This window comes from Moraxella nasovis (genome assembly GCF_022701215.1).
GTDB lineage: Bacteria > Pseudomonadota > Gammaproteobacteria > Pseudomonadales > Moraxellaceae > Moraxella > Moraxella nasovis.
Genome location: NZ_CP089976.1, coordinates 122,100 through 148,781, shown reverse-complemented (window position 1 = coordinate 148,781; position 26,682 = coordinate 122,100). Strand labels below are relative to the sequence as shown.

General features: G+C 41.5%; 25 protein-coding genes. 18 read left to right on the top strand and 7 right to left on the bottom strand.

The annotated features are described in order from the left end of the window. Window positions 1-175: 175 nt before the first annotated feature. The 5 genes from argC (at window position 176) to LU293_RS00760 (ending at window position 6,411) form a co-directional block, all read left to right on the top strand. Window positions 176-1,240 carry an N-acetyl-gamma-glutamyl-phosphate reductase gene (gene argC / locus LU293_RS00780; protein WP_242748008.1) on the top strand — a complete coding sequence of 355 codons (1,065 nt, stop codon included), beginning with the start codon at window positions 176-178 and terminating at the stop codon, window positions 1,238-1,240. A gap of 314 nt (window positions 1,241-1,554) precedes the next feature. Further along, a complete protein-coding gene (locus LU293_RS00775) occupies window positions 1,555-3,723 on the top strand; it encodes a heavy metal translocating P-type ATPase (RefSeq protein ID WP_242748006.1) in 2,169 nt (722 codons plus the stop codon). An 87-nt stretch (window positions 3,724-3,810) separates the two neighbouring features. Then, window positions 3,811-4,515, top strand: a complete 705-nt coding sequence (locus LU293_RS00770; protein WP_242748004.1) for a hypothetical protein — start codon at window positions 3,811-3,813, stop codon at window positions 4,513-4,515. 98 nt (window positions 4,516-4,613) lie between these two features. Beyond that, window positions 4,614-5,465, top strand: coding sequence for a bifunctional methylenetetrahydrofolate dehydrogenase/methenyltetrahydrofolate cyclohydrolase FolD (gene folD, locus LU293_RS00765; RefSeq protein ID WP_242748002.1), 852 nt, complete (start codon window positions 4,614-4,616; stop codon window positions 5,463-5,465). A gap of 358 nt (window positions 5,466-5,823) precedes the next feature. Then, complete coding sequence (locus LU293_RS00760) at window positions 5,824-6,411, top strand: PepSY domain-containing protein (protein WP_242748000.1); 588 nt, start codon at window positions 5,824-5,826, stop codon at window positions 6,409-6,411. Between the two features lie 152 nt (window positions 6,412-6,563). Here LU293_RS00760 and LU293_RS00755 read toward each other — a convergent pair whose 3' ends face one another. Further along, entirely contained in the window at window positions 6,564-7,355 is a 792-nt protein-coding gene (locus LU293_RS00755) for a cytochrome C assembly family protein (RefSeq protein ID WP_242747998.1), read from the bottom strand. Window positions 7,356-7,523: 168 nt separating this feature from the next. Between LU293_RS00755 and ffh the strand changes: the two genes are divergently transcribed. The 9 genes from ffh to LU293_RS00710 all read left to right on the top strand — a co-directional run bounded on the left by ffh (window position 7,524) and on the right by LU293_RS00710 (window position 14,206). Then, window positions 7,524-9,059, top strand: coding sequence for a signal recognition particle protein (gene ffh, locus LU293_RS00750; protein WP_242747996.1), 1,536 nt, complete (start codon window positions 7,524-7,526; stop codon window positions 9,057-9,059). Window positions 9,060-9,198: 139 nt separating this feature from the next. After that, on the top strand, window positions 9,199-9,882 hold the full coding sequence (gene tsaB / locus LU293_RS00745) for a tRNA (adenosine(37)-N6)-threonylcarbamoyltransferase complex dimerization subunit type 1 TsaB (protein ID WP_242747994.1): 684 nt from the start codon (window positions 9,199-9,201) through the stop codon (window positions 9,880-9,882). A gap of 12 nt (window positions 9,883-9,894) precedes the next feature. Then, window positions 9,895-10,722 (top strand): DNA cytosine methyltransferase, encoded by an 828-nt coding sequence (locus LU293_RS00740; RefSeq protein ID WP_242747992.1) that lies wholly within the window; start codon window positions 9,895-9,897, stop codon window positions 10,720-10,722. A 45-nt stretch (window positions 10,723-10,767) separates the two neighbouring features. Next, window positions 10,768-11,193, top strand: coding sequence for a DNA (cytosine-5-)-methyltransferase (gene dcm, locus LU293_RS00735; protein WP_375540343.1), 426 nt, complete (start codon window positions 10,768-10,770; stop codon window positions 11,191-11,193). After that, window positions 11,190-11,963, top strand: coding sequence for a protein NO VEIN domain-containing protein (locus LU293_RS00730; protein ID WP_242747990.1), 774 nt, complete (start codon window positions 11,190-11,192; stop codon window positions 11,961-11,963). The genes dcm and LU293_RS00730 overlap by 4 nt, the downstream gene beginning before the upstream one ends. Then, the gene (locus LU293_RS00725) at window positions 11,957-12,208 is read left to right on the top strand and encodes a hypothetical protein (protein WP_242747988.1); all 252 of its coding nucleotides are present in this window, start codon (window positions 11,957-11,959) and stop codon (window positions 12,206-12,208) included. The genes LU293_RS00730 and LU293_RS00725 overlap by 7 nt, the downstream gene beginning before the upstream one ends. Window positions 12,209-12,231: 23 nt before the next feature. Further along, window positions 12,232-13,074, top strand: a complete 843-nt coding sequence (locus LU293_RS00720; protein WP_242747986.1) for an undecaprenyl-diphosphate phosphatase — start codon at window positions 12,232-12,234, stop codon at window positions 13,072-13,074. A 27-nt stretch (window positions 13,075-13,101) separates the two neighbouring features. Further along, a complete protein-coding gene (locus tag LU293_RS00715) occupies window positions 13,102-13,911 on the top strand; it encodes a class I SAM-dependent methyltransferase (RefSeq protein WP_242747984.1) in 810 nt (269 codons plus the stop codon). A 136-nt stretch (window positions 13,912-14,047) separates the two neighbouring features. Next, the gene (locus LU293_RS00710; protein WP_242747982.1) at window positions 14,048-14,206 is read left to right on the top strand and encodes a hypothetical protein; all 159 of its coding nucleotides are present in this window, start codon (window positions 14,048-14,050) and stop codon (window positions 14,204-14,206) included. Between the two features lie 183 nt (window positions 14,207-14,389). On the opposite strand, the gene LU293_RS00705 is transcribed toward LU293_RS00710, so the two are convergent. The 3 genes from LU293_RS00705 to LU293_RS00695 all read right to left on the bottom strand — a co-directional run bounded on the left by LU293_RS00705 (window position 14,390) and on the right by LU293_RS00695 (window position 17,570). After that, complete coding sequence (locus tag LU293_RS00705) at window positions 14,390-15,703, bottom strand: NCS2 family permease (protein ID WP_242747980.1); 1,314 nt, start codon at window positions 15,701-15,703, stop codon at window positions 14,390-14,392. Window positions 15,704-15,841: 138 nt separating this feature from the next. Then, window positions 15,842-17,050, bottom strand: coding sequence for a glycosyltransferase (locus LU293_RS00700; RefSeq protein ID WP_242747978.1), 1,209 nt, complete (start codon window positions 17,048-17,050; stop codon window positions 15,842-15,844). A gap of 19 nt (window positions 17,051-17,069) precedes the next feature. Next, complete coding sequence (locus tag LU293_RS00695) at window positions 17,070-17,570, bottom strand: peroxiredoxin (RefSeq protein ID WP_242747976.1); 501 nt, start codon at window positions 17,568-17,570, stop codon at window positions 17,070-17,072. A 251-nt stretch (window positions 17,571-17,821) separates the two neighbouring features. Here LU293_RS00695 and LU293_RS00690 point away from each other — a divergent pair, with 251 nt between their 5' ends. Continuing rightward, window positions 17,822-19,135, top strand: a complete 1,314-nt coding sequence (locus LU293_RS00690; RefSeq protein WP_242747974.1) for an NCS2 family permease — start codon at window positions 17,822-17,824, stop codon at window positions 19,133-19,135. Window positions 19,136-19,184: 49 nt separating this feature from the next. Here the strand turns inward: LU293_RS00690 and LU293_RS00685 are convergent, their stop codons facing one another. Continuing rightward, window positions 19,185-19,697, bottom strand: a complete 513-nt coding sequence (locus LU293_RS00685; RefSeq protein ID WP_242747972.1) for an adenine phosphoribosyltransferase — start codon at window positions 19,695-19,697, stop codon at window positions 19,185-19,187. Between the two features lie 335 nt (window positions 19,698-20,032). Between LU293_RS00685 and exaC the strand changes: the two genes are divergently transcribed. Then, a complete protein-coding gene (gene exaC / locus LU293_RS00680; protein WP_242747970.1) occupies window positions 20,033-21,547 on the top strand; it encodes an acetaldehyde dehydrogenase ExaC in 1,515 nt (504 codons plus the stop codon). Between the two features lie 246 nt (window positions 21,548-21,793). Here the strand turns inward: exaC and nth are convergent, their stop codons facing one another. Both nth and LU293_RS00670 read right to left on the bottom strand, forming a co-directional pair. Further along, complete coding sequence (gene nth / locus LU293_RS00675; RefSeq protein WP_242749787.1) at window positions 21,794-22,438, bottom strand: endonuclease III; 645 nt, start codon at window positions 22,436-22,438, stop codon at window positions 21,794-21,796. Window positions 22,439-22,494: 56 nt separating this feature from the next. Further along, on the bottom strand, window positions 22,495-24,948 hold the full coding sequence (locus LU293_RS00670; protein WP_242747968.1) for an ATP-binding protein: 2,454 nt from the start codon (window positions 24,946-24,948) through the stop codon (window positions 22,495-22,497). 123 nt (window positions 24,949-25,071) lie between these two features. On the opposite strand from LU293_RS00670, the gene rsmG reads away from it, so the two are divergent. Continuing rightward, complete coding sequence (gene rsmG, locus LU293_RS00665; RefSeq protein WP_242747966.1) at window positions 25,072-25,764, top strand: 16S rRNA (guanine(527)-N(7))-methyltransferase RsmG; 693 nt, start codon at window positions 25,072-25,074, stop codon at window positions 25,762-25,764. A gap of 93 nt (window positions 25,765-25,857) precedes the next feature. Continuing rightward, the gene (locus LU293_RS00660) at window positions 25,858-26,673 is read left to right on the top strand and encodes a ParA family protein (protein ID WP_242747964.1); all 816 of its coding nucleotides are present in this window, start codon (window positions 25,858-25,860) and stop codon (window positions 26,671-26,673) included. Window positions 26,674-26,682: the final 9 nt, after the last annotated feature.

Below are 26,682 nucleotides of genomic sequence, written 5' to 3'. Positions count from 1 at the left end.
ATGAGATTTTATCAAGTGCTAAGCATAAAAAACATCAAAAATTTTAGAAATATGGATAGATGAAAGCCAAAAAACCCCATCTATTAGTAAATTACCAAGAAAGCTGATGAAAATCGTGGCAGTTTTTGGTTAAATTTGTTATATTTTTGATAATTTTTTGTTTTTAGGATTTATCATGACAAAAATCAAAGTAGCTATTGTCGGTGGTACGGGCTACACAGGAGTGGAGCTGATTCGTCTTTTGGTCAATCATCCAAACGCACACATTGAGCTTTTAACATCACGTAGTCAAGCGGGGCGTCATATTAGTGAGATTTTTCCAAGTTTGCGTGGGCTTGTAGATGTCGTGTTTAGCGACGCCTGCATTGATGAGCTAAAGCGGTGTGATGTGGTGTTTTTTGCCACACCGCATGGGGTCGCCATGAAAGATGCAGTAGCATTAACCGAGCATGGTGTCAAGGTGATTGACCTGGCAGCAGATTTTCGCTTGCAGGATTTGGCAGCTTTTGAGAAATGGTATGGCATGCCACATGACTGCCCTAATCTTTTAAAATCAGCGGTGTATGGTCTGCCTGAAGTAAATCGAGAGCAGGTAAAACAAGCCATGGTGATTGGCAATCCTGGCTGTTATCCCACCACAGCAATTTTGGGCTTAAAGCCTGTTATTGACACCCAAAATACCCAAGATAAACCCTTAATTGAGTCGCACATTATCATTGATGCCAAATCAGGTATTTCTGGTGCGGGGCGAAATGCCAAGCTTGAACTAAACTTTGCTGAAAGCGGTGATAATTTTAGTGCTTATGGTGTAGCAGGGCATCGCCATTTGCCAGAGATTGAGCAGGGCGTTCATAAACTTTTGGGCTCAAAATTTCAACAAAAAATACGCTTTGTGCCACATCTGGTACCTATGATAAGGGGAATGTTTAGCACCATTCATCTGCACTTGACCGATTTTGGTAAAGCGGTAGATTGGCAAGGCGTTTTTGAGCAAGTCTATAAAAATGAGATTTTTGTTGATGTACTGCCAAAAGGACTGCTTCCAAAAACCGCCATGAGCCGAGCATCAAATTACTTAAGAATTGGCGTGCATCAAGATAATGATACCGATACATTGACTGTGTTGGTTGTGCAAGATAATCTGGTAAAAGGTGCAGCAGGTCAAGCGATTCAAAATATGAATATCATGTTTGGCTTAGATGAATCAATGGGGCTTAATGTTGTGCCAAGCTGCCCATAAGGCAAAAGTAGTTTAGGCTTGGTACTATTTATAAAAGCATAATAATCCCATACACAAAGCCAAATGATAAATAACCGATAAGTCTTAGTAAGACATTGGTCATTTTTTTTTGTGATTTATGGCAGCGGTGGATATTGGGAGGCATAAAAGTTTTTATCCATCTTATCATTCATACAAATTTTTATTCGTACAAATTATGATTTGTTAATAATATGCTATTAATCACAATAAACCCAATTTAAAAGGTAAGTTTGGCTTGTTTTTTTATGCTTTATGCTTATCTATAAATAAACCTATAATAAAAGGCGACCGACATGGCAACCCACGAACAAAGCTTTAAAATTGATGGCATGAGCTGTGCTGCTTGTGCCACACGCATTGAAAAAGTCTTAAATAAAAAAGCAGGCGTTACCCAAGCTTTGGTTAATTTTGCAAGCGAAACTGCAAGCATACAAGCTGATGGCGTCAGCGATGAACAGATCTGTGAGTGGATTAAAAAAGCTGGTTATCAAGCCAAGCCAATAAATGACAATCATACTGATGAGACGTTAGGCACCGCCACAAAAGCACCATGGGAGATTTTAGCATTAGCGGTTTTATCGTTGCCATTTTGGGTGGGTATGCTTGGCATGATGGTAGGCTCGCATGCACTCATGCCACCGATTTGGGTGCAGTTTATTCTTGCAACGATAGTGCAATTTGGCTTTGGGTGGCGTTTTTATAAAGGGGCTTACGATTCACTTAAAGGCGGTCTTGCTAATATGGATGTGCTTGTGGCACTCGGTACAAGCGTCATTTGGCTGTATTCGCTATATGTTTGGCAATGGGCTGACGGGCATCATGTGTACTTTGAAGCGTCTGTTATGGTGATTTTGTTCATCAGCTTGGGTAAATTTCTTGAAATGCGTACCAAAAAACAAAGCTTAGACAGTATGGCACTGCTCATGGAGTTATTACCAAGTACTGTGTCGGTAAAGGTGGGCGATTCTTGGAAAGAGCGTTCTATTGATACGCTAAATATAGGCGATGTTTTGCTGGGTCGTATGGGGGATAAAATTGCCGTAGATGGCACGATTACAAAGGGCGTTGGCATTACCAATGAAGCTCACTTAACAGGCGAAAGCCGTGCTATCACTAAGCAGCAAGGCGATACTGTGCTTGCAGGCAGCGTTATTATGGATGGCAGCTTTGAGTATCAGGCGACGGCAATGGGACGTGATACGGCGTTGGGTGATGTGATGTCAGCATTACAAGCAGCTTATGGTTCTAAAGCAAATATTGCACGCCTTGCTGATAAAGTGGCAGGCGTGTTTGTGCCAGCAGTTGTGGTCATTGCCTTACTTGTTTTTGTGGCGAATTATCTGTGGCTGTCGCAGTTTGATGCTGCACTCATGAGAGCGGTTGCTGTGCTTGTCGTTGCCTGCCCTTGTGCTTTGGGGCTTGCGACGCCAGTTGCCATTATGGCGGGTATGGGCGTTGCAACATCACACGGCGTGCAATTTAAAGACGCTCCTAGTCTTGAACTTGCTGGCAGCATTGATATGATGGCGTTTGATAAGACAGGAACATTAACGCTTGGTAAGCCAAGCATTCGTAGTATTCATCTGTTTGATAAAAGTAAGACGGGTGATGAAGTGCTTGGTATTGCCGCAAGTCTTGAGCAGCACGCCAATCATCCGCTAGCGACAAGCATTGTGCAAGCAGCAAAAGATAAAGCCATTGAGCTTTACACCGTAACACACGCAAATAATCTTGTTGGTCAAGGCGTGGTAGGTGAGATTATGGGCGTAGGCGTGGTTAAGGTCGGCTCACCTAAGTTTGTCAATGCCAAAGACTTTGAGCAGGTGCTAGAAGGCTTGATAACCCAAGAGAACTTCTGGGATTCTGCAAGCATTGTGATGGTTGCGATAAATGACACACTGATTGCAATGATTGCAATGACAGATGAGCTTGATCAGCACGCTAAAGCTGTCATTAAAAAGCTTGAAGCCGAACAAGTATCGGTGGCGATATTAAGTGGTGATAAACAAAGCGTGGCTGATGATGTGGCAGGTGAGCTTGGGATTATGCATGTATTTGGGGGGCTATCACCTACCGATAAAGCTAAAAAAGTTGCCAGTCTTAAACAGCAATATCGTGTGGCTATGATTGGTGATGGGGTGAATGACACGCCTGCGATGAAAATGGCAAGCGTAAGTTTCGCTATGGGCGAAGGTACAGATGTCGCCAAGCATTCAGCAAATGCCATATTGGCGGGTAAGTCGATTGCACACGCTTATTATGCTTATAAAATTGCCAAGCTAACTTTAAAAAACATTAAACAAAACCTGTTTTTTGCATTTATTTATAACATTGTCGGCATTGGTTTTGCGGCAGTCGGCGTGCTTACGCCGATATATGCAGCAGCGATGATGGCGTTAAGCTCCATTTCGGTTTTGGCAAATGCATTGCGATTAAAACGCATTAAATTGAATGATTTTTAATATTTTTGTGTTTGAGTGTAAAAATTTCATTAATACTAGAGCAGTATTTGCTATAATGTCGCCATTTTACAGTAACTCAATATTTCTATGTTAGCTAAGAACCTAAAAAACTCTATCATTTATCAAGGTGCGATCGGTCAAATCATAGCACTGTTTTTGGCGGCATTATTATTTTCATGTGCTGTCGTTGCGGTGATTGGTTATAAAGTAGGCTTTAGACAAGGGGCTCATAACGTAACAGCAGCGATGAAGACAGATGGTGCTCATCTGAGTGCTGAAGACGCTGCTAAGCTTCGTGCAGATAATAATCAACTTCGTCTGCAAGTTAGCCAAATCACCCAAGAACGTGATATTACATCGACTAATTTATACCAGCTTCAGGCAAATTATGACGCTTTGCAAGCTAAAAATGCCCAGCTCCAACAGTTAAATGACATCCTAAAATCATCTGCTGCTGAGCATGGTGGCATTGCCCTTAAAATCTTATCGGCACACATTGAACCTTTAGAAGGCGATGCGTATGAGTACCGCTTTGATGTGGCTATGGTCGATGTAAATGGTCAAGCAGCACGCATGATACCTAAGCTTACCTTGTTAAACTCAACCAGCATGGTGCAGATTCCGCTTGAGCCGTCTAGCTATCAGATTGATGGGGTTGCTAAGATTCAAGGGCGTTTTATCATGCCAAAAGACTTCACACCACAGCAGATGAAAATCGAGTTGGTGGCAGGCGATCAGAATTTGCAACAGCTGTATAACTGGCAGTTCGGTAAGGTTAAAAAATCGCCATAAATCAACCAGTAATAGCGTGAAATTTTCAAAAATTCTAATGGTATGATAAAATTAACGCCTTTTTTATATTTTATTGACAAAACCAAAAGGGGGTAAGTGTGGCACAGATATTAGACGGTAAAGCATTGGCAAGTTCTATTGAAAATGAACTGTCGGCACGAGTGGCAACCTTAAAACAAAAAACAGGACGCACGCCGATTTTGGCGACCATTTTGGTGGGTGATGACCCTGCCAGTGCAACTTATGTGCGTATGAAGGGCAATGCTTGCAAGCGAATCGGCATGGACAGCATTCGTGTGGAGATGCCAAGTGAGACAACCACCAAGGAGCTATTGGCAAAGATTGATGAATTGAACGCCAATCCTGATGTTCATGGCATCTTACTACAACACCCTGTGCCAGCACAAATTGATGAGCGTGCTTGTTTTGATCAGATCCGCCTTGCCAAAGATGTGGACGGCGTTACCTGTCTTGGCTATGGGCGTATGGCGATGGGTGAGTCTGCTTATGGCTCTTGTACACCCCAAGGCATCATGCACCTGTTGGCACATTATGACATCAATCTGTCTGGCAAGCACGCTGTGGTGGTGGGGCGTAGTGCGATTTTGGGCAAGCCGATGGCAGCTATGCTACTTAATGCCAATTGCACCGTTACCATTTGCCATTCACGCACACAAAATCTTGAAGAGCATATCCGCCAAGCAGACATTGTCATCGGTGCGGTGGGCGTGCCAGAACTCATCAAAAAAGACTGGATTAAGTCAGGTGCTGTCGTTGTTGATGCAGGATTTCACCCAAGCGATACAGGGGGCTGTGGCGATATTGAGCTTGATGGTATTGAAAATATTGCATCTGCGTACACGCCAGTACCAGGTGGCGTAGGTCCAATGACCATCAATACACTCATTCGCCAAACGGTAGAAGCTGCCGAAAAAGAAGCTGGTATCTAAAAACGCACATCTCATCGGATAAACAACCAGCAAATTTTACGTCAATATTCTATCAATCGACCAGATGGTTTTGTCTGTTTGGGCGATTGTTGGTAATTGGCAGTTAAAAACAGCGGTTAAAACAGTTGCTCTTTTGTTGTCTTATTTTATCCTAAGTATTTTAGGTTGTCATAGACACTTGAGTAAACAAGTGGTAAGATGGTTAGTATTGTTTAGCACCTTGACTTTATTTGATAATCTTTAATCCAAATAGAAAACTTGGTGATAGCATTTCATTAACAATCCAAATCTAAGACAACCCAAGCTATTAGGTAAATTAAACATACCAAATTCACCCAATCCATATTGGAGACCAATCATGAAATTAAAAACCTTAACCATCGCTACCGTGACGCTTGCGATTTTGGCAGGGTGTAGTAATGGTGAGCAGGTCATCGCCCCTGCCACTAAGTCTGCCCTAAGCACAAATGCCAACATCAATACTCAGCCTGTGGGTCAATATGCCAATATCCAAAGCAAGCAAGGCTTATTTGACATTGCTAAGGCAGTCGCCATCGCCGAGACCAAGACAGGCGGTAGGGCGGTGAATTTAGAAGTACAAGGGCTGATTGCACACAGTGCTACGGCTTCTGCGATGGTTTATACCATTGAGACCATTAGCACCACGCACGAATATCAAGTTTGGATTGATGCTCGCACAGGCGAAGTACTATCTATCCAAAAAGAATATGACCTAAACGTATTGCCAAATGTCAAGCTAAGTTTGGCAGACGCATTGACAATCGCCCAAAATCTAGGCAAGGGTGTGGTGCGTGAAATCAGTTTGGACCATGAAATCACAGGGGCGAAATACGAAGTGGACATCATCGGCGATTATCCTTATCAAATTTTGATAGATGCGTCAAACGGTGCGATATTAAAAAGCCAAGTTAAATACGATGACTAACTTATATTTGATAAGCACCTAGTATCATTCAAAAAAGCCCTGAGTTGGGCTTTTTGATTTGATGGATTGATGTCGGATAGATATAAAACAAAGACCTACAAAAGACATAAAGGTGTGCCCAAGCGATGAAATAAAAACGCTAATAACAAAACTTATGTCAGCAAGGTAAGTACTGCTTTTGAACCGACAAACCCAATGGCAAGCAGGATAAATCCATAGATGGTAAAATTTGCCGCACGTTTTCCACGCCAGCCTTGACGATAATGACCCACAATAAAAATACCAAAAACAAGCCATGACAGCAGACTAAAAAATAGCTTATGTGCGATGTGCTGTGCCATGATATTATAAGTGGCAACCACGCCAAGCCCAAGTGCAATGCTCAAAATCACAAAACCCACCAATATCATGTCAAACAGTAGGCTTTCCATGCTTTGTAGGCTTGGTAATTTGCTTACCCAAAATCTGTGTATGGTCTTGTGTTTAAGCTCTCGGATTTGTAGGCGTAAAATGACAGCTTGCACGGTTGCCATCAGTAGCACGCAGTACGCAGAAAAAGAAAGCAATATGTGTATTTGTAATAAGGGGCTTAGGTGGGTTAAAGGTTCATAACTGGCACGCCCAAAATACCCCATGCTCAGCCCAATCAAGGCGGTGGGTGTAGCGAGTATGCCCAGACTTAAAATTGGACGATATAGGCTAAATAACACAAAAAACACCAAAAAAAACAGGCTAATCAGACTGATGCTATTAAAGATGTTGAAATTTAGCCCATACAAGGTAATGACTTGTGGATACAATAAAAGACCGTGCAATCCTGCCCCAAGCAATAACACCAAAATAACAGCGGTTTTATTGATGGGTTGCTGTTTGATGAGTTTTTGGTATAAGGTCAGACCTGTGATGGCGTAAATCAATGCGGTCAATAAATAAATAATTAGCACAACAACCCCTAAATTTGGATAAAAACGCCACAAATGACGTATTTTTCCCCATACTTTTAATTAAAATTGGCATAATTGCATAATTTATCATAAAATAGGGGGGATTTGTAGCAGTCTTGCTGTTTGATTTTAAATTTAACTTTGAAATGATTTAACTTTGGAATAATTATGTTTGATACTTTAACCGAACGATTGTCTGGTAGTTTGCGAAATATTGCAGGCTCAGGGACTTTGAATGAAGATAACATCAAAGATACCTTGCGTGAAGTGCGTATGGCATTGTTAGAAGCGGACGTTGCCTTGCCTGTCGCCCGAGAGTTTGTTGCGAAAGTCAAAGAAAAAGCCCTTGGTCAAAATGTGTTAAAGGAATTACAGCCGGGTCAAGCCTTTGTTAAAATCGTCTATGACGAGCTGTCTGAGATGATGGGTTCTGCCAATCAAGGCTTGCAGATGACAGGCAAACCGCCGATGGTTTATCTGCTTGCAGGTCTACAAGGTGCTGGCAAAACAACAACCGCAGGCAAACTTGCCAAATACCTACACGAAAAACAAAAGAAAAAAGTCATGTTGGTCTCGGCGGACGTTTATCGTCCAGCAGCCATCAAGCAGTTGGAGCAGGTCGCTTCTCAGGTGGGTGCAAGTTTTGTACCATCGCATAGCAACGAAAAACCCATAGACATTGCTCGTCATGCCATAGAGCAGGCTAAGGTGCAGTTTCAAGACATTTTGATCATTGATACAGCAGGGCGATTGCACGTTGACCATGAGATGATGGATGAGATTCAAGGCTTGGCAGCAGCGGTCAATCCTGCTGAGATTTTGTTTGTTGTAGATAGTATGACAGGTCAAGACGCTGCCAATACCGCCAAGGCGTTTAATGATGCGTTGCCACTGACAGGTGTGATTCTCACCAAAACCGATGGCGATGCTCGTGGCGGTGCTGCATTGTCTGTAAAAGCGATCACTGGTAAGCCGATTAAGTTTTTGGGTCGTGGCGAGAAGCTAGATGCACTTGAACTGTTTCACCCAGAACGTATCGCTCAGCGTATATTGGGTATGGGCGATGTGCTGTCATTGGTTGAGGAGGTGGAGAGTAAAATTGACCGTGAACAAGCCGAACGCATGGCAAAAAAACTACAAAAAGGCGGTGAGTTTGACTTAGATGATTTGCTCAATCAATTTGAGCAAATGAAAAGTCTAGGCGGTATGGCAGGCTTTTTGGATAAAATGCCGGGTATGGGTGGTGCTGATATTCAAAAGGCGATGGAAGAGGCGAAACCTGAGGAGAAGGTCAAAGAGATGGAGGCACTCATTCACTCTATGACACCGTTTGAGCGTCAAAATCCTGACAAAATCACCCCAAGCCGTAAACGCCGTATCGCTGCTGGTTCTGGCAAGCAAATCCAAGACGTGAACCGCCTGCTAAAACAGCACAAGCAAATGGCAAAAATGATGAAAATGATCAGCCGTCCTGATGGCATTGGCAAAATGATGAAAGCGGTACAAGGGCTAACCAAAGGTATGTCTGGCGGTCCTTTGTTTGGCGGTCAGGCTCAGGCTCAGCCAAATATGGACACCACCCAACTGCGAAAATCCATGACAGATTTGGGGCTTGATCCGAACAATATGCCAAGCATGGAAGAGATGCAAAAGCAGATGCAGGAGATGGAGGGGCAATTTCCTAATTTTAAAAAACGCTTTTAATCATGAAGGCAACCAAAACGACCCAAAACCGACAAAACACCCAACTGGGTTTGGGTGTTTTTCGTTGTTTGACCATGTTTGACCATTTTCAACTACCTTTAACCATTCAACTACCTTTAACCATTGGGCGATAACAGCCATGCCAAATACCCCAAAAAACAAAGCGACCATCATCGCTTTTGATACGATTTTTGAACAATGCTCTATTGCCATTTTGCAAGAGGGCGACATTCTGTACACTAAGACCGTAGCAGGGGGGCGTGGGCAGACTGAGATTATTTTACCGATGCTGGACAAAGCCTTACAAAGTGTGGGGCTAACGGTGTCGGACGTGGGAGCGTGGGCGTTTAATCGTGGGCCAGGGGCGTTTAGCGGTATTCGTATCAATACCGCCCTTGTGCAGGCGTTATCGGTCGCCAATGATGCCCCTTGCATTGGCATATCTAGTCTTTTGGCATTGGCACTGATGGCACATGATGGCGAAAATTTGCCAAATGGCACGACCATCACCGCTGTCATGGACGCACGCCAAAACCAAGTTTATGCAGGCGATTTTATTATCCAAGATGGCAAAATCATTGCCCAAGATGAGTATTTATTAGATTATGATGGCGTTGTGGCAAGTGATGTGGTGGTAGGTGATGGCGTGGATTTGATTCAAGCTGATGCCAAAAAGCTAAACATACGCCCAAATGCAAGTCATATCGCACGCCTTGCCTATCCGCTGTTTTTGGACGGCAGGGCGGTAACTGCCGAAAACGCCTTGCCTGTGTATCTACGCAACAATGCGTGGAAGACGCTAGCGGAGCAGGGCAAGAAGTAGCAAATTTAAAATATGATGAAAAATTTTACTTTTATTGATTTGTTTGCAGGCGTGGGTGGTTTTCATTTGGCATTGTCCAAGTTTGGTGCAGAATGCGTCTTTGCGTCCGAATGGGATAAACACGCCCAAAAGACTTATCAGGCGAATTTTCATATTGAACCATTTGGCGATATCACAGACATTCACGAGAACGACATTCCACAGCATGATCAAGGTAATACGCTAAAAACGGTATTAAGTATTTTAGATGAGCTTAATTATCATGTTTATTATCAAATTTTAAATGCGTCTGATTTTGAATTACCACAAAATCGTGAGCGGATTTATTTTGTGTGCTTTCATAAAGGTTTAAATATCAAAGAGTTTACCTTTCCAAAACCAAGCGATAAACAGGTAAGTTTGCAAGACTTTTTGGAAAATAATCCTATTGCTAAAATTGTCCACCGTGATGACATTGTTTTTACCAGATCCATTGATGGTCAATCTGATATGTTTGGCTTAGAAATCTTGCCAAATAAACCCATTCAAATCGGCAGAGTTGGCAAAGGCGGACAAGGTGAACGCATTTATCACCCCTTAGGACACGCCATTACGCTATCAGCTTATGGTGGCGGTGTTGGCTCAAAAACAGGACTTTATAAAGTAGGCGATACTGTACGCAAATTATCTACGCGCGAGTGCGCTAGAATTTTGGGCTTTGGTGATGATTTTAAAATTGTTTCTAGTCAATCGCAAGCCTACCAACAATTTGGCAATAGCGTGGCGGTCAATGTTTTGGTTGCTATTATCAAACAAATTCAACAAACTCTGAGAAATGAAAATGCCAAATTTCAATTTTAAGCAACTATTATATATGGTATCAAAAAATTATTTGAAGAAAAGATGATGAAAAATTTTACTTTTATTGATTTGTTTGCAGGTGTGGGTGGTTTTCACTTTGCCTTAAAAGAGCTTGGTGGCGAATGTGTTTTTGCTAGCGAGATAGATAGTAATGCTCAAAAAACGTATTTTGCTAATCATGGTATTGTACCGTTTGGCGATATTACACTTGATGAAGTTAAGTCTAAAATTCCACAAAATTTTGATATATTATGTGCAGGGTTTCCTTGCCAAGCCTTTTCTATTGCAGGCTACCAAAAAGGTTTTTCCGATAGTCGTGGCACACTGTTTTTTGATATTGAAAAAATCATAGAAAAACACCGCCCAAAAGTAGTGTTTTTGGAAAATGTCAAAAATCTTGTTAGTCATGATAAAGGCAATACCTTTAAAGTAATTTTGGATATTTTGGAAAATAAGCTAAATTATATATGAATAATGCCAATAAACACGAACATTATGAATTGTTAAATTTGCTAGGCTACGGCTTAGCAAAATTTAATCATGAATTTATCAAACAATTTAACTGTAAAAGCAAAGAGCAATTTTATCAATATTTTGTAGATTTAGGCATTGTGCAGACCAAAAGCGTAGTTAAAAATCGCCAAGATTTATTTGACCCTTATTTTGATAATGGCAGGCAAGGTTGGTGGCAGAAAAAGGAAGTTTATGAACACCGCAAAATTTTGATTGATAGTTTATTTGGTCATGAAAATGTGGTCAATTATGCTAATATTGTAAAACTTATTTTAAAAAATAATTATGCAGTAAGTGATTTGTTAATTGCAGACAAAATAGAACCAATTACCCAATCTAAATTTAAAAAAATGCAAGAGACTGGGTTGGAAGCTGAACTATATTTTATCAATAACTACCGTACAATAGAGATTTTTGGTAATGGCATTTTAGAAGATGCAAGGCTATTTGGTGATGGTTATGATTTTCAAATTAGCACCAATACCAATAATTATTTAGCAGAAATTAAAGGTGTTCGCCAAAATAAAGGTAAAATCCGATTAACCGAAAATGAATACATCAAAGCGTGCGAATATAAGCATGATTATATTTTAACCCTAGTGATGAATTTAGATGATATCCCACTATTTTTGACGATTGATAATCCTGTCAATAATCTGGCTTTTAAAGAAGTGATTCTTCAATCCAAACCTATTAAAGAATATCATTTAGAGCGTGAAATATGTTAGCTTTTAGTAAAAAACAAGCCATATTTTTTGAATGTTTAAAATTTAAGAATGGTTCTTATGGTGATACCATTCGTGAAGATATTTTGTATTATTTTGATAATTTGGAGAATGATACAGAATTTTTGAACAAATTTCAAAGCGAAGACGATATTGAACAATTTACGAATATGCTTGTATCTAAAATTATCCTGAATGAACATCAAGACGGCTTAGACGACATCATTACCTATTATTGCAATTACTAAAATAACATAAAAAAGAGCTTATCATGGACATCATCTTATTTCTAAAAGCCATCATCATGGGCGTTGTAGAAGGCATTGCTGAGTTTTTACCGATTTCTAGCACAGGCTATCTGATTTTATCGGCGGATATCTTAGATTTTTGGGATAAAGATAAGCAAGATTTATTCATTGTCTTCATTCAGCTTGGGGCGATTTTGGCGGTGATTTATGATTATTGGGGTAGGCTGCGGCACGCCTTGATGGGGCTAATCATAGGCAAGGCAGAAGGTCTTGCCAATCCACGCAGGCTTGGGGTCTCACTCATCATCGCCACATTGCCTGTCATGATTGTCGGCTTTACCGCCAAAGACTACATCACAGGTGTGTTGTTTCACCCACTGGTGGTGGCGACCATGCTCATTGTCGGGGCAATGCTCATCATCTATGTTGAAAAGCACCCAAGCCCCATCACCGCACATGAAGCTGAACAAATAGACATCAAAACCGCCCTAAAAATCGGACTGGCTCAATGCCTTGCCCTAATCCCCGGCACAAGCCGTTCTGGGGCGACCATCATTGGGGCGTTGTGGGTGGGTGCGTCTCGCCGTGCTGCCACTGAGTTTTCGTTCTTTTTGGGCATTCCTGTCATCGTGGGGGCAGGGTTGCTTGAACTCATAGACAAAAAAGACAGCCTACAAAGCACCCAAGATTGGGCGGTTTTGGGCGTAGGGACGCTGGTGTCTTTTGTGGTGGCACTTTTGTGCATTCGGTTGATGGTGGCTTGGGTGTCTCGTCATGATTTTATGATTTTTGCTTGGCTACGTATCATCACAGGCGTGCTTGTGTTGCTTGCGTATTTTGGGTTTGGTTATCAATTTCAAGGCTAAAATTAAAACTTAAAATGAAGCTTAAACATGAACATTGCAGTCATCGGCACACATCACGACAAAACCATCTTTGATAAATTAAACCTGATCAAAAACAGCCATGATTCGTCATTGGATTTATCATTTGTCGCATTAAGCAAATTATCCGATAAATTTATCATGACAACTATCAATGACAATCCAAATACGACCATCGTTGCAATCGTTAAAAATACACCAACCTTGATAAAACTAGATAATGGCAATTTAATCAAATCACATCTAAACTGGCAATCTCTTACCAAACGTATCGTTACCGCAGGGCGAAAGTCGGAGCTGATTTTGCAGGCGTGCAAATTGACCGATGGCATGAATGTCATAGATGGCACGGCAGGCTTTGGGCATGACAGTTTGATTTTGGCAAGTACTGGGGCAAAGGTTGTGTTGATTGAACAAAATCCATTGATTGCGTTGTTGTTATTGTTTGAAAAACAGATGATGAATGACAACCCAAATTGGCAAAAATTATTAAGCCGAATTACGATTCATCACGCTAATTTTTTAAATCAAGATTTTATGATACATTTACCAAAAGCCGATGTGATTTATCTTGACCCCATGTTCCCAAGCGACAGCTATACCGCCAAAGTGGGCAAAAATATGCAGGTTTTGCATGAATTGGCAAATCCGCCAAGCCTTGATGATGAAATGCGATTTTTGCACATTGCCCAAAACCAATTAACAGATAACGGCAAAGTGATTGTCAAACGTCCAATACTAGCCCCTTATTTGGCAAATCAAACACCAGCACAAAGCATAAGTAATGATGCGATACGCTTTGATAAGTATCAGTTTTAGATGGTTTTGGTTGGGTTTTGATATTTTTAAAGGATAAGTAATATGAAATATGAATATGTGGTGTTAGGCGTTGTCATTGTGATGACGTGGCAAAATTTTGCCATAAGACGGCAATTAAAAAAATTTATGGCAAGCAATGGATAAAACCAAATATGTCAGCCGTTATCTTGAAATATTGGCAGACACCAAAGACCAAACGCAAGCGGTCAAAAAATTGCGTCAAGAATTTAAAGAATTGGGTCTTTTGCAGGCGGTACAGATTAGTCAAATCGCCCATCAGCATGATAAGAAATAACACCAAGAAAACACCAAGAAAATAGCAAATGACTTTTTATGACAAATTCATCGCATGGCTACAATTAACTTGCTTTGATACGTATAAAAAGATGGCTGGTTGTAAGATTTGTCAGGCTAACTGTTATCTTAATAACTGATTAATAAACCCTGCTAGTTGCAGGGTTTATATTTGGTAAGCTAATTACCCAATCCAAGCAAATTTAACCAAAAACAGCAAGGCAACAATGATAACAGGGGCGTTTAGCTCTTTTAGGCGACCTGTGGCAGCTTTCATAATGCAGTAGCTGATAAAACCAAAAGCAATACCTTCGGTGATAGAATAGGTAAAAGGCATCATAGCGGCGGTGATGAAAGCGGGTACTGCTTCGGTTAGATCGTCCCAAGCAACTTTAACAAGGCTTGAAGTCATTAAAATGCCTACAAATACAAGTGAACCTGCGGTGGCATAAGCTGGCACGATGGCAGCCAATGGCGATAAAAAAATGGTGCATAAAAATAACACACCAACCACGACAGCGGTTAGACCTGTACGACCGCCAACAGACACGCCAGCACCACTTTCAATATATGTACTGATGGCAGATGTCCCCATAAATGAACCTGCCATGGCACTTGTGCTATCTACAAGCAAAGCCTGCTTCATCTTGGGAAATCGCCCTTGTTCGTCGCTAATGCCTGCCTTATCGGTAACAGCGATGAGCGTGCCAGATGAGTCAAATAAGTTTACTAACATGAATGAAAAGATAATACCAAGCAAGGCAGTATCAAACGCTCCAGCAATATCCACTTGACCAACAACAGGGCTTAAACTTGGCGGCATGGATAAAATTTGTCCGCTAAGCTGTACACTATCATCAAACATTAATGCCAGTGCGGTAACGATGATGATTGAAACTAAAGCTCCTGAATGTCGTCCCATCGCCGCCATCACGACAATAATAAAAAACCCAAGCACGCCCATTAATAATGTGGGTGAATGTAAATTGCCAACAGTAACAAGCGTGGCTTCGTTTGCCACCACAAGCCCCATATTTTTTAGTCCAATCAGTGCGATAAATAGCCCAATGCCAGCTCCTATGCCGACACGCAGCGACAGCGGAACACTGGTCATCAGCCAATACCGAACCTGAAAAATGGTCAGTAAAAACAATCCAACTGACCCCCAAAATATAGTCCCCATACCCACTTGCCATGAATAGCCAAGTTTAGAAACCACCACGAACGCAAAAAAGGCGTTCAATCCCATGGCGGGGGCTAGAGCAATGGGCAGGTTGCTAAACAGCCCCATGGCTATCGTACCAAAGGCTGCAATTAAGCAAGTAGTCACAAAGACGACTTGCGTATCCATGCCAGTGACACCTAAGATGGATGGATTGACAAAGACGATATAAACCATCGTAAAAAAGGTGGTAATACCTGCGATAATTTCTGTCTTTGGGTTTGTGTGATTTTGTGATAATTTAAAAAATCGGTGGATGAAAGAGGAATTTTTCATTGGTTTTCCAAAAATAAGAGGGTAAAAGCAATGAAAAACAAATTAGATAGGTTTGTTTTTCTGTTGGATTTTAACACAGTTTTGACGATAAAAAAACCGCCTAAGTGCGGCACTATGATGGCATAAGTATGATGAATATCAGTCGTTTTCTGCTTTTATACATACCAAATGGTCGTGCTTATCTTTATAGACGAGCTTACAATTTGGCATAAGCGACTGATATACTGCCAAAGTCTCAGCAATCATCTGCTCTACAACATATTCGTGCGTCATAGCAGGACGAAGGGGGTTGGTGAGATGATATCGCACAGATTTACATAAGTCGATCGCTTTTTTTTGTTTAATGAGTCCTTGGGGGTAAAGGTTAGTCAAAATATCGCCACTTGCTCCTGTCGCCCAACCAATGACAGGTGTTCCAAGATGAATGGCTTGTAAGGCGGTCATGCCAATACTCTCTGGACGATTGGCAAGGCATAAGACGACATTGGCAGAAGCGAGCCACTCTTTGGTGTCGGTGGGTCTACGACCGATGAATGTCACTCGATGGCGAAGGTTAAGTGCATTTAGGCGTTGGACGAATTCTTCATGGCTGACATCTTGACTGCTAAGATTGGTAAAGTCGTCATCCATGATAATGGCGTGAATGTTATCATAATCATCTTGTAAGTTGCCTAAAACGTCAATCAACCATTCATGACCGTATTCGTGACCGATTGGTGTTGGGAAAATAAGCCATTTTTTATGCTCAAGCTCTGGATGCTGAGCAAAAACAGAATGCAGCCAATGAACAGATGAGTGATGGCGGTAGGGGTATTTTCGCACATCTACGCCACGCCTTACCTCCACAATATCAAAATCACATCGATCCACGCCAAGCTCTTGCTTTTTAGCTGCCAGTTTTGTTTTAAGGTGGGTATCAATGCTGTGTGATGCAGTGATAATGACATCGGCATCAAATAAAACCTTTGTGTATGAATTTAAAGGATAAAACCCATAAAACATTGCCACAATTTTCGGTCTGTCTTCAGTCGGCATGGCGCGTAATGCCCAATGCAATACCCAAGCAGGCGTGCGAGAGTGAACGTGAACGATGTCAGGCTTTTGGTGGGCGATGATTTGTCTAAGCTTAAAGACATGACGTAAAGATAGCCATGACTTTTTTGGCATGGCTAACTGATAATACTGTGTGCCATCTCGTAAAAAACGCAACACCAATTCATCGCTTGGGTCGGCAGCCCCAATCACGATGGATTCATGACCTGCTTTCATTAAAGCGTGCGTAATAGGGTAGATGCCACGCTCGGATTCATCATGCTTTAGCGAAGAAGATAGATGTAAGACTTTCATGGCTATCGTAAAGCACTAATTATGCTTTTGTTAGAGCTGTCATTAAGTGGGCGACATGTTCTTTGGCTTTGACATTTCTAAAGCTGTGTGTCATGTTGCCAGTTTTATCAAAAACAAAAGTAGAACGAACAATGCCTAAGTGCGTCTTACCGTACATCATTTTTTCTTTAATAACGTCAAAATGCTGGCAAAGCATCTCGTCAGTATCGCTAATTAGGGGAATACTCAACTCTTTTTTGGTGATGAAGTTTTCGTGTGAGCCAATACCGTCCCTTGAGACGCCAAGCACCGTATAACCTAAGTCAGATAAGGCTTGTAAGTGTGTGCTAAAATCAGTAGCTTGAGTGCTGCACCCTGCGGTGTTATCTTTTGGGTAAAAGTATAAAATTAACCCCTTGTCAGATTGTGCGACATAATCTGCTAGGCTTTTTGATACGGTTTGAAATCCGTCTTTGGCATTACCAGAGACGATGGTGCTAGTAAAGGTGGGTAAAAAGATGGTTTCGTGTGTATTATTCATAACTATAATCTTTGGTTGTGTTGTGTCATTTAGTGGATAAGATAAGCTGACTATATCATAAAACCATAAAGATTGCTTTGATGATTACCAAATGTGTCAGTTGTTACAAAATGGTGTTACAAATATGTATCAAAAAACGCTAAATTTTGGTAAAATACCGCCATTTTATGGCAAGCTTGGCAGATCGTCTGGCTTATCATCTACCAAGACGGTCTTGCGATCGTCTTTTTGTATTTAAGGTGTGTGATTTTATGTCTTTATCTTCTTATTTTCAAGTACAATCTCGCGGGTCGTCTATCCGTCAAGAAGTCGTAGCAGGACTTACGACATTCTTAGCAATGGTATATTCGGTAATCGTCGTACCAAGTATGCTAGGCGATGCAGGCTTTCCTGCTGAGTCGGTATTTATTGCAACTTGTCTTGTGGCAGGGCTTGGCTCTATCTTAATTGGGCTTTGGGCAAATGTTCCAATGGCTATTGGCTGTGCCATTAGTCTGACAGCATTTACAGCGTACAGTCTGGTGATTGGTCAAGGCATCAGTATTCCTGTGGCATTGGGGGCAATATTTTTAATGGGGGTGGTCTTTACGCTAATCTCAGTAACAGGCATTCGTGCTTGGATTTTGCGTAATTTACCAAGCTCTATTGCACATGGGGCAGGCATTGGGATTGGGCTATTTTTATTACTGATCGCTGCTAATGGTGTAGGTTTGGTTGTCTCAAATGACGCAGGCTTACCTGTAAAGATGGGTGAGTTTACTTCGTTTGCAGTCATTATGTCGCTTGTTGGTTTGGCAGCTATCATTGGTCTTGAGCGTCGCCGCATTAAAGGTGGTATTTTATGGGTGATTATCGCTATTACAGTAATCGGCTTAATATTTGATCCAAACGTTCGCTTTGATGGTGCGGTATTTAAGCTACCAAGTTTTGGCAGTCAGTCGCTTTTTGGTGCGATGGATGTGATGGGTGCGTTAAATACAGCGATTTTACCTGCGGTGTTTGCACTGGTAATGACAGCTATCTTTGATGCGACAGGCACAATTCGTGCCGTAGCAGGACAGGCAAATTTGCTGGATAAAGATGGGCAAATCATAGGCGGTGGTAAGGCATTGACAGCTGACTCTATGTCAAGCATATTCTCAGGAGTGCTAGGAACTGCTCCTGCAGCCGTTTACATTGAGTCAGCTGCAGGAACTGCGGTGGGTGGTAAGACAGGTCTGACTGCCGTCGTCGTGGGCGTGCTGTTTTTATTTATGCTTGTACTTCAGCCACTTGCTTTTCTTGTGCCATCTTATGCGACGGCTCCTGCTTTGATGTATGTGGGTTTATTAATGCTAAGTAATGTCTCTAAGCTTGACTTTGATGACTTTATTGGTGCGATGAGTGGGCTTGTCTGTGCGGTGTTTATTGTTCTGACAGCAAATATCGTAACTGGTATTATGCTAGGGTTTGGCTCTTTGGTGCTTGGGCGAGTCATTTGTGGTGAATTTAACAAGCTTAATATCGGCACAGTTGTGATTGCTGTGGTGCTTGTGGCATTTTATGCGTTAGGCTACGCGATTTAAGATGTTTTTACCCATAAAATAAACCCCAGCTCATTGGGGTTTATTTTTTTTAGGCACTCATGACATGATAAGATGGCATGCCAATATCCCCATGCAACTTGGTAAGATCTAATAGCACCAAAGCACCTAAAACGGTATGTCCTGCCTTTTGACATAGAATTTTACTTGCCTTTAGCGTGCCACCTGTAGCAAGCACATCATCAACCAGTAATACGTTAGAGATAGGCAAATCTGCCTTAATCTCTAGCGTGTCTTCACCATATTCAAGCCCATAGCTTTCGCTAAAAACAGGGGGTGGCAGTTTGCCTTTTTTGCGAATCAGCATAAGCGGTTTTCCTGTGCGTCCTGATAGCAGACTTCCAATCACAAAGCCACGAGCTTCAGTTACTGCAAAGCAATCAATTTGTTCTAATAAGCTTGGTGAAAGTTCTGCAAGCAGTGCATCGATAAGCTCACTGACGTGATTGTATAAAAGCGGGGTGATGTCATAAAAATCAATCCCTTCTTTGGGAAAATTAGGAATGGTGTGGATAATTTGCCAAAACGGATGGTTGCTTTTCATATCAATAAAACCTTAATCAAAATGCAGACCATTATAGCCTAAAATCAAGCAAGACGAAACATGAAGTATTATTATATTAAACTAAAACACCATGTATGAAAGTATGTATGGCGATAAAACTATATCAAAATAAAATGCTACACGTCAAATGCGGTAGATTATAAAACTTTTATTTAACAAATTTAGTTAATCAATAAATTACAATTTTAAATAAACAAAATATGCTTGTCAAAGTATGAAAAATAGTTTGCTTTTTGGCGTTATTTCAGTTATGGTAAACGTATCCGCTTGACATGAAGCTGGGCGGATAAATTCACTAACACAAGGAAATTGTTATGCGTTATGCCAACCCAAATACTAAAGGATCAAAAGTTACTTTTAAGGAAAAATACGACAATTTTATCGGTGGGCAGTGGGTCGCCCCTGTTGATGGTCAGTATTTTGATGATATCTCACCAGTTGATGGTAAAGCGTTTGCTAAGGTTGCAAATTCTAACCATAAAGATGTAGAGCTTGCTTTAGATGCAGCTCATAAGGCGTTTGATACGTGGGGTAAGACATCAGTACAAGAGCGTTCTAATCTACTGCTTAAGATTGCTGACCGCCTAGAAGAAAATTTAGAAGTACTTGCTATTGCCGAAACATGGGAAAATGGCAAGCCTGTGCGTGAGACGCTTGCTGCCGACATTCCTTTGGCGATTGATCATTTTCGCTATTTTGCTGGATGTCTTCGAGCCCAAGAAGGGGGTATCAGCGATATTGACCACGATACTGTGGCATACCATTTTTATGAACCGATTGGCGTGGTGGGGCAGATTATCCCTTGGAATTTCCCGATTTTAATGGCAGCATGGAAAATCGCTCCTGCATTGGCAGCGGGTAACTGCATTGTGCTAAAACCTGCTGAACAAACGCCTGTAAGTATCATGTTTTTAGTAGAATTGATTGAAGATTTACTACCAAAAGGCGTGCTAAACATCGTCAATGGTGGCGGTGTGGAAGTGGGTAAGCCGCTTGCAACCAGTCCACGCATTGCCAAAGTGGCGTTTACAGGTTCAACCGAAGTTGGGCAAAAAATCATGGAATATGCCACCCAAAACATCATTCCTGTTACGCTCGAGCTTGGTGGTAAATCGCCTAATGTATTCTTTGCAGACGTGATGGATAAAGATGATGAATTTTTGGATAAAGCCTTAGAAGGTTTTGCCATGTTTGCTTTAAACCAAGGCGAGGTGTGTACTTGCCCATCTCGTGCACTAGTTCATGAGTCCATCGCTGATGAGTTTATCAAAAAAGCCATTGAGAGAGTAAAAAACATAAAAACAGGACATCCGTTAGATACTGACACCATGATAGGGGCTCAAGCGTCTGACGAGCAGCAACAAAAAATCCTAAAATACATTGACATCGGTCAAAAAGAGGGTGCGGAGCTTTTGACAGGTGGTGGCGAACGTAAGGAAAATCCAGACGGCGGTTTTTATATCGAGCCTACTGTCTTTAAAGGCACAAACGATATGCAGGTGTTCCGTGATGAGATTTTTGGTCCTGTGCTGACGGTTACCACGTTTAAAGACTTTGATGAGGCGATGAAAATTGCCAACGATACCATGTATGGACTTGGTGCAGGCGTGTGGACTCGTGATGGCACAACCGCTTATCGCGCAGGGCGAGCAATCCAAGCGGGACGTGTGTGGACAAACTGCTATCACATCTATCCTGCTCACGCTGCCTTTGGTGGTTACAAAAAATCAGGTATCGGACGTGAAACTCATAAAATGATGCTATCTCACTACCAGCAGACCAAAAACTTGCTTGTAAGCTACTCTCCAAAAGCAATGGGATTTTTTTGATTTAAAAATCATATCAAACCATAACATAAAAAAATCGGATGGCGGTGCTGTCCGATTTTTTTAAAAGTTTTGGGTTAATATTTTGCCAATTTGTGTTTTTCTTTTTAAGTATATATCTACCGCTTGTATTTGATTTATTTATATATTTTTTAAACTTAAAGAAAAGCCATGCTATAACTCCTTGAGTAAAGTTATACTTAATTTAATTGTTTTCAAACTTTATGAAGTTATTTTTTTTAATCGTTATTAAATCTCTGCCCACTTTTTCTTATCCTTAAAATTACACTCATCAAACACGGGGCATTCATTGCATTTAGGGTGGCGTGCGGTGCAGGTATAACGCCCATGCAGTATTAGATAGTGATGGGCATCTACCAAAAACTGTGACGGTATTACAGTCATAAGCTTATCTTCTACGGCTCGCACGGTCTTACCTGTGGCAAGCCCTGTGCGGTTGCCAACTCTAAAAATATGCGTATCTACTGCCATCACAGGCTCGCCAAAGGCGGTATTTAAGACCACGTTGGCAGTTTTACGTCCGACACCTGCTAAGGCTTCAAGTTCAGCTCTGGTGTTTGGCACTTCGCCTTGGTGTTCATTGATGAGATCGGCACAAGTTTTGATGACATTTTTGGCTTTTGAGTTGTACAGTCCGATGCTGTTGATGTAGCTTTTTAGACCATCTTCGCCCAAGTTTAAGATTGCTTGTGGGGTGTTTGCCACTTTAAACAACTTGTCGGTGGCGATATTGACGCTTTTGTCGGTGGCTTGGGCAGAGAGCATGACGGCGATGAGCAGCTCAAAGGTAGATGAATAATTTAGCTCAGTAACAGGCTCATCGATCGTTTGGGATAATTTTAGGAAAAACTGATAAACTTTTGCCTTGCTCATTTTGCGAGAAGGCGGGGTTATGGAAGTTTTGGCAACCTTTGGCTTATTTTGAACTGTCATGATGATTTTTCTACCTGTGTGTCATTTTTAATGTCTTTAATGTCGTTTTTAGGTTCTTTGTTTTGGTCTTTACTGTTATCGGCTTTTTCATCTTCTTTATCTTCCCATTCATAAAGCCGATTTAAAATTTTACCAAACAGGCTTTTTTTCTTATATAGACCTTTTTTGGTCTTGGTATTAATATCAATACCAGTCAATAAACTTAAGGCTTCGTTGATGTGATTTACAGCATATAGGTGAAATTTACCATCTGCCACTGCGTCCACGATATCATCTCTTAGCATTAGATTGGTGACGTTAGTTTGGGGTAAAATCACGCCTTGCGTACCATCAAGCCCTTGTTCGACACATGCATCAAAAAACCCTGCAATTTTAGCATTGACACCGCCCACAGCTTGGGCTTCGCCTAATTGATTCATACTACCTGTAATGGCAAGGTTTTGAAAGATGGGAACATCTGCTAGGGCAGATAACAAGGCACACGCTTCAGCAAGGGTGGCACTGTCGCCATCAATATGGGCGTAACTTTGTTCAAATGCTAAGGACGCACTAAAGTTTAGCTCCACAAATTCGCTAAATAATGAGCGTAAATAGCTTGTCATAATCAGCATACCTTTGGCGTGTAAACTGCCACCAAGCTCCACATCTCGTTCAATGTCTAATATCTCACCTGAGCCAAATTTAGGGGCGATTAGGGCAGTTAGCCGTGCTGGCATGCCAAACTCGCTATCAGCATAAGCCACAACGGTTAAGGCGTTGATTTGTCCCACTTGTTTCCCATTGGTTTTGATGATTTGAGAGCCTGTTTTGATTTCTTGCCAATACAGCTCTTGTAAATAGCCCTTGCGTTCGGTCATGTCGGCAAGTGTGGATTTAACGTGTTGTGATTTGACAAAAGCACTACCATCTAACAGAGCATGGCGTGATGATTCTACAAGCAGCTGCATTAGTCTATCGCTATGCAAGTCAAATTTATGCTTATCATCGGCAAGCACCGAAAGTTCATCTAAAATCACTGCAAATGCCAAGTCGTCAAATTTAGGCAGTTTTTGCTTAGCAATCATGTCTGTCATTTTGCCAATCAAGGCAGCTTGGCTTGTAAGATTGCGTTCGGTAGTCTCTGCAAAGTCGGCACGAATCTTAAATAGGGCGTTAAATTCTGGCTCAAATTCTAAAAGTTCATAATACAAATCAGGCTCACCAAGTAAAATGACCTTTATATCAAGAGCGACTTCTTCAGGCTCAAGCGAGACAGAGCCTGTCATGGTAAGCATTTGTTCAAGGCTTGCCATGCGAATTTTTTGAGATTGCAAGGCACTTTTTAGCCCTTGCCATGCATAAGGATGCTCAAGTAAACTACTAGCTTCTAGTAGTAGATAGCCACCATTAGCACGATGTAAAGCTCCTGCTCGTATCATGCTAGCATCAGTCATCACCGTCCCAAGCTCTGTGGTGTATTCAATATGTCCTAATAAGTTGGCATAAGTTGGCATATCTTCATAAATGATGGGTGCGTGCTGATGGTCGCTGTGGCTGACGAGTACGTTGACAAAGTAGCGATAGGGTATATTATTTACCGTTTTATTCAAAAAGTTTTCATCATTATCAACGATAAATAATACATTTTGGATGATGTCATTTTGGTAATTGCGTAAATAAGTGGCGATTGGTTTATCTGTGTATTTTTCAAAAAGTGGTGAAAATAACGGCTCACAGAGCTTTTGTACGATTGTTTTATGTAGCTCATCGATACGTCCGTTGATTTGTTCTTCTAAGTCATCTAAGGCGATAAGCGTCTTATTAAGCTGTTTTTGTAGCCGTGTTTGGGCGGATTTGCTGACGGTGATACTGTCATCAATGACGGTTAGTTTTGCACTTTGGTGCAGTGCCAAGTCGTTTGGTAGCAGTGTCAGATTATGTGGCTTAGCGGCGTTATTTAGGGTGTCAATGAGCAGCTGTTCTTGGGCTTGACCATCTGCTTTAATCGCTTGAAGGGTGTTTTGATAACCGATACTGCCAAATTTTACCAAAAGCTTTTTATAAAAGGTGTGCCAAAGTTTATGCACGTCCTTAGCAAATGTATTACCTTGACCGCTGGGCAAAGTTAGGGCGACAGGCTTTCTTGGATTGTCAAAGCAATGCACATAAACTAAGTCAGGGGGCGTTGGCTCGTTATTGGCGCGATTTTTTAGCAGATTGGTAACCATGGCACGCTTGCCAAGCCCATTTTCGCCGACGGCAAAAACGTGATAACCACGAGCCTTAATGTCAAGTGCGGTATTGATGGCTTTAACCGCACGAGCTTGACCAAAGGTGCTATCAAATGTCGAAGCCTTGGTTAAGTTGTCTGGGTTTGTGTAGCTTTTGGCATCTTGTGGTGTAAGTCTATGCTTATCTTTTAGTGTCTGATAAAATGATGATTGGTCAATGACGTTGTCAGGTTTAGTCATAAAAATCTTGGCAGTTAATTTGTTAAATTATCATGGTATAAATTAACGCTATTTTAGCAGATTAAAGCATGATAAAATAGGTAATTTCTGACATTTATCAAAGACGGCATTTATCATAAACACATGACGCAACAATTCTCAAAAATCGCCCCCTTTGCCGATGATTTTTACGAACAAATCATCGCCGCTGCAAGTTTGCTTGGCATACATCTTAGTGATGAACAAGTACAAGCCTTGCTTCGTTATTTAGACGGTTTATTGCTATGGGGTAAGGCTTATAACCTAACAGCCATTACCAGTCCACATCAAGCCTTAGTCAAGCATATTTTTGACTGTATGGCAATCGTGCCTGATTTGCCATTGGCGGATAAGTCAGACATCAGGCTTTTAGATATTGGAACAGGGGCGGGGCTGCCATCTGTCATTATTGCAATTTTACGCCCTGATTGGCAGATTACCGCTCTTGATAGTAACAGCAAAAAAGTGCGATTTATTCGCCAGATTATCAGTGAGATTGGGTTATCAAACGTAACGCCAGTTGCCAGCCGTATCGAGAATCATCATGAGATGTTTAAGGGTAGCTATGACGTCATTACTTCAAGGGCATTTGCTTGCCTATCAGATTTTGTTTGTCTTGCTGAGCCTTGTTTGGCAAGTGATGGTGTGTTATATGCCATGAAAGGCAAGCTACCAAGTCATGAAGAGCTTACTGATGTTGAAGGGTTAAATCTTCGGCAATGGCAGATTAGCACTAAGTCTATCAACGTGCCAAAGCTTGGTGACGATCGCTGTGTGGTGTATTTACAAAGTATATAATTTAGCATTAAATTTACTTTACAAAGCCACGCTTCATTTAAATAAACATTGACCAATCACAGCTAAAAAATAAAATAGTTAAGCAGAATATTTATGGAAATCATCGCAATCGCCAATCAAAAAGGTGGGGTGGGTAAAACCACAACCGCTGTTAATCTTGCCGCAGCTTTACATTATATCGCCCATAAAAAAGTGCTACTTATTGACCTAGATGCACAAGGCAACGCCACAACAGGTGTGGGCGTGGATAAAAATGCACTGACGTACACGGCAGCGGATGTGCTAATTGATGACGTGTCATTAGCAAAAGCCATCACCCCTTCATCTTCTGGGATTGATGTAGTGGGTGCAAACCGTGATTTGGCGGGGATTGATATGGCATTAGCAGAAGTTGAAGATGCTCCATTTTTACTAAAAAACGCTATTAAAAAAGCTACTACAAAAGGTAAGATGGACTATGATTTTGTGGTGATTGACTGTGCACCAAGCCTATCTATCTTAACAGTAAATGCTTTTTGTGCAACAAAAGGCGTTATCATTCCAATGCAGTGCGAGTATTATGCTCTAGAAGGCGTGGTGGACTTGATTGACACCATCAAAAAACTAAGCGAGCTAAACCCTGACTTATATGTGCGTGGCGTCGTGCGAACCTTATTTGATGGTCGTAATACGCTTGCCCAAGATGTCTCTGATGAGCTTGAAAAGCACTTTGGCAATCTTATGTATCAGACGATTATCCCAAGAAATGTACGTCTGGCAGAAGCCCCAAGCTTTGGGCAGTCGATATTTGGCTATGAGAAATCATCAAAAGGTGCTAGAGCTTATCACCAGCTTATGAATGAAGTGCTAAACCGCATTGATGAACCAAGCCAGTCTCAAGCACAAATCAGCACCGCCTTTGCATGGTAAATCACGCCA